The organism is Paenibacillus sp. TAF43_2 (genome assembly GCF_052113545.1).
In the GTDB taxonomy this organism is placed as follows: domain Bacteria; phylum Bacillota; class Bacilli; order Paenibacillales; family Paenibacillaceae; genus Pristimantibacillus.
The window spans coordinates 1-4,518 of the sequence record NZ_JBFRDK010000295.1; the positions used below are offsets into that span (position 1 = coordinate 1).

Below are 4,518 nucleotides of genomic sequence, written 5' to 3' on the forward strand. Positions count from 1 at the left end.
CAACGTATGAAGCGAAAATAACGTATCCGGAATATGGAACAGCGGCAATGTACTTTCGATTAAACCTCTGTCGCCAACGGTTTTGAGATCCGCGCCAATGGCAACGGCTACAATGGAAACGATAATGATTGCCGCCAGCGGTGAAGGTATAACCTTTGTGAATTTAGGCAGTGTATAGATAATGACTAATGTTAATGCAACAAGAGCATACATAATCCAAGTAGCACCCACAAAATGAACAAGCTGGGTAGTGAAGATGAGGATGCCTAATGCATTGACAAAGCCGAGCATGACGGATTGCGGAATGAATTGAATAAGCTGCCCTAGCTTGAGCACGCCCATAATATACTGCAATACACCCGCCAAAATTGTAGCAGCGAACAAATACTCGATGCCATGATCTTTAACTAGAGAGACCATCAGTAACGCCATCGCTCCTGTCGCAGCGGAAATCATTCCGGGCCTGCCGCCAACAATGGAAATAATGACAGCGATGCAGAAGGAGGCGTACAATCCAACCATTGGCCCAACACCTACCATTAAAGAAAAAGAGATAGACTCCGGTATGAGCGCCAACGCCACTGTAATGCCCGCCAAAATATCACCACGTACATTTGAAAACCATGATTTTTTTAGTTGTTCAAGCAAAGCAAATAAACCTCCCAAATTGCAGTCATTTGTCTAATTTTACTGACACCAAGAACATAACAAGGACATTGATTGACTTTCCTCTCGCAGAAAAGTCGGGGCCGTTGCACACTGTTCGTTATTATACAACAAATAAAGTGAAAACAACGGGACTCAATGTCTTGAGAAAGCGATTACATCCAGTGAATTCGCCAGTTATCTTGCAATATCTAATTTTCAGGCATTAAGCTAGGAATAGAAAAGAACCACCGCGGCTTGCGATGGTTCTTAAATCACTAACGGCTACATTGGCCGTTCGATATGATCCTTTTGTTGTTTGCTTTTATAATATTTATAAATGATAAAACCAACAACGATGACAATGATGGCATAAATGACCCATATTAAGTATTTGTAAATATGATCAGAGAGGTCTTGTACTTGATCTCCTACGAACGTACCGATAATAAAGTAGATGAGTGTCCATACAAATGCGGATGGGTAAGCGAAGATTGCGAATCTTTTGTAAGGCATGCGATTCATCCCCATAACATAAGGCGTGACATGTCTTAAAAAAGGAAGGCAAAGGCTAAGGCTGATGGCGTAGCCGCCGTACTTTTCACTTAACTGTTCGGATTTAGCGACAAATTTACTTATGTTTTTCTTCTGGCTGAACCAGTTGGACAACTTGCTTCCTGCAAATCTACCGATGCTGTATCCAAAGGTCATCGCGGAGCAAATACCAAGACATGTCATAATAAAAGCGGGTATTGGCGATAACACACCGGATTCCGCTAAGGCTCCGCCAGTCATCACGACTGCTTCATTAGGTATAGGCAATCCGATTAAGCCGAGACATAAAACGAGGAATAAAGCGAAATAACCAAAATCATCTATTATGTTCAATAATAAATCATACACTCGGCAACATCCTAACCTACCAAAAAATAGAATTTTTATTATTCCACTTCAAACATGTTAACATATCCGAATCCGAAAGGATACCATACATACGATTGGTGAGAGGAAAGGATTCAAATTTAACCATTTCGTAACTAATTGCTTTTCAGGAACAGTTACAATAGGGAATAGGTTTTATGTGTATGAAGGGGCGACTATTCTCATGCTGGATTTCCAAAAAAAGGTGGATGCGTTACGGCGATATGAATCGCTATGTTTTACGGTATGCGTCACAATCTTAATAGAAGAACATGCTTCATATAAAACAGCTGAACAGGCTTTATGTCAGCTTTTTGGCGATCATGAATTTTGGCGTACAGCTGAAGTTGATCGATCACAATATATATTGCGGGTTTGTACTAAATTATGCATGCAAAAGAAGGAGATTCGTTTATCGCGAACGTCTTGATTGAAATAAATACGTTGATATTTCATGCTTCGAGCGACCATAATAGAAAGGTCGTGTGAATACTTTTTTATTTATAATGTTATTCACAGAAAGGATGAACAATGAACGCTAATCAGACTCGGAAAAAAGTAACCATTGCATTATTCGTCGCCACATTTCTTGCTGCCATCGAGGGGACGATCGTTAGTACAGCCATGCCTAGCATTACGGGAGAACTTCAAGGAATCCAGCAGTACAGCTGGATTATTTCGATCTATTTGCTCGCAACTGTTATTACTACGCCTGTTTACGGCAAACTATCTGATCTTTACGGTCGAAAGAAAATTTTTATTATCGGGGCATTGATTTTTCTTGCCGGCTCCATGCTATCTGGTGTAGCGCAATCAATGAATCAGCTTATTATGTTTCGTGCTTTGCAAGGACTCGGAGCAGGTGCGCTCACGACGATACCTTATACGATCATTGGTGATTTATATCCCTATGAACAGCGTGCGAAGGTACAGGGCTGGATGTCAAGCATATGGGGAATAGCGGGTATTTCAGGCCCATTGTTTGGCGGTCTGTTGGTCGATTACATATCCTGGCGGGCCATCTTCTATATGAATTTGCCGTTTGGAATCGTTGCTATTTATTTGCTCTCCACTTCACTGCGGGAGACATTGGAGAAGAAAAAGAGACATATCGATTATCCTGGCATCATTACCTTTACGATCGCTATGTTCAGCTTCTTGTATGCGATGACGCTAATTCGCGATGCCGATGGTGGCAACGGCGGAAAACTAACGATTAGCGTATTATTCGGTATAGCAGTACTATTTTTCGTCATTTTTGCTCGTATCGAAAAACGTTCTCCAGAACCGATCATTCCATTCCAGCTATTTCGGAATCCGATTATTAGCATGGCGAATCTTAGCAGTTTCTTATTGTGTGTGATCAATGTCGTCATAATATTTTATTTGCCTTTATGGATACAAGGCGTATACGGCAAACCGGCTACCTATTCTGGACTTGCCATGATTCCACTATCCGTAGCATGGCCGCTGGGCTCAATATTAGCAGGAAACTGGATAGCCAAAAAAGGATTGCGCTTCATTAGTGTCGCGGGCTCTTGCTTCTTGTTCGTCAGCAGCATTGGTTTCGCTTTTATGACAGCTTCTACATCCATTGTATTATTTATCATTTATACGTTTTTGGCAGGACTTTCGTTTGGCCTTTCTCTTACATCCATAACGGTAGCTGTATCTTCAGCTGTCGGCTGGGAGCTTCGTGGATCTGCTGTGGCCAGCAACAATTTCATTCGTACACTCGGCCAGACAATTGGGATTACTGTGTTTGGTTTGCTGCTTCATACCGGTCAAGCTGATCGAATTGAAGCAACGGTTCTTGCAGGAAGCTTGCATACGATATTTATATGGGTAGCGGTATTATCTGTTTTTGTTGTATTTGTATCCATTGGCATGCCTAAGATTAAGCAGCCTGAACAGCAGCAAAGAAATGCTTCTTAGAAAGGTCGATTAAACAGATGAATCCTGTAGATTTGGAAGCAAGTAACAACCTGTTAACCGAATGGAAAATGAAATCTGTTATCGTGCTTCAAGGACAAAAGCTGCTTGGCGAATGGTATGAGAGCGGACAGGATTCAATCGGTCCGCTCTATTCTTGTACAAAAAGCGTCTTATCCGCGTTGATTGGAATCGCGATTGATAAACATTTTCTTAAGAGTGTGGACGAGCCCATTACGAATTATTTGGACCATCCGCAGGAAATAAGCGAAGCGCTCAGCCAAATCTCAATCAAGCATTTGCTGACCATGACGCCTGGGTTTGATTGGCCTGACTTTGACAAGCCATATAAAGCCTTGAAAGCAGCGAAAGATCCCATAAAATTCGTATTCAATCAGCCGCTGATTTCTGAGCCTGGAACAGCTTTTGCTTATAACTCGGGTGGATCCCATCTGTTGTCTGCGATATTGACTTCAGCGACTGGGATGCCTGCTCTTTCGTTTGCCAAAGATTATTTGTTTGGTCCGCTTGGCTTTCGCAGTGCGAGATGGATGGAACGGGCAGGTATTAATGAAGGCGGAACCGGACTTCAACTGTATGGCAGAGATCTTGCGAAGATAGGCAGTTTATTTGTAGGCAGTGGACAGTTTGACAACGAGCAGCTGCTGTCAGCTTCATGGATAGCAGAATCGACGCAGCTCCATCATCGCGGATTGATGCAGTATGAACCGCCGATCTATGGCGGCTATGGCTATCACTGGTGGTACTCGCCGGAGAGTCACAACGGCCAATGCGATTGTTATTTTGCTTTTGGCCATGGCGGTCAATATTTGCTCATCGCGCCAGAGCATGAGCTTGTGATCGTCGTTCGAAAACAAATAACGAAACGAAATGAGGCAATATGGTCAAGACGCCTTATATTTGAACATATTATTCCGTCTTGTTTAGGAACAAATAAACAATAAACGGTATGTGAATAAATCAAAAGCCGCTCCAAACGCGATTTTTTCGTGCTTGGAG

At 42.4% G+C, this 4,518-nt stretch carries 4 protein-coding genes; 2 read left to right on the forward strand and 2 right to left on the reverse strand.

Features of this window, described 5'->3' with window-relative positions; translation table 11 throughout:
* Together AB4Z17_RS32300 and AB4Z17_RS32305 are read right to left on the reverse strand one after the other, a co-directional pair.
* Window positions 1-648 (reverse strand): SulP family inorganic anion transporter (locus AB4Z17_RS32300; protein WP_441964422.1); only part of this gene is annotated, 648 nt, incomplete at its 3' end.
* A 282-nt stretch (window positions 649-930) separates the two neighbouring features.
* Complete coding sequence (locus tag AB4Z17_RS32305; RefSeq protein WP_076269307.1) at window positions 931-1,548, reverse strand: DedA family protein; 618 nt, start codon at window positions 1,546-1,548, stop codon at window positions 931-933.
* A 549-nt stretch (window positions 1,549-2,097) separates the two neighbouring features.
* Here AB4Z17_RS32305 and AB4Z17_RS32310 point away from each other — a divergent pair.
* Together AB4Z17_RS32310 and AB4Z17_RS32315 are read left to right on the forward strand one after the other, a co-directional pair.
* Window positions 2,098-3,501, forward strand: coding sequence for an MDR family MFS transporter (locus AB4Z17_RS32310; protein WP_441885825.1), 1,404 nt, complete (start codon window positions 2,098-2,100; stop codon window positions 3,499-3,501).
* Between the two features lie 17 nt (window positions 3,502-3,518).
* A complete protein-coding gene (locus AB4Z17_RS32315; RefSeq protein WP_441964424.1) occupies window positions 3,519-4,463 on the forward strand; it encodes a serine hydrolase domain-containing protein in 945 nt (314 codons plus the stop codon).
* Window positions 4,464-4,518: the final 55 nt, after the last annotated feature.

What these genes read in the sequence shown, in the direction of transcription:
- AB4Z17_RS32315 (WP_441964424.1), top strand. Translation starts at nt 3,519, where the DNA reads ATGAATCCTGTAGATTTGGAAGCAAGTAACAACCTGTTAACCGAATGG.
- AB4Z17_RS32310 (WP_441885825.1), top strand. Translation starts at nt 2,098, where the DNA reads ATGAACGCTAATCAGACTCGGAAAAAAGTAACCATTGCATTATTCGTC.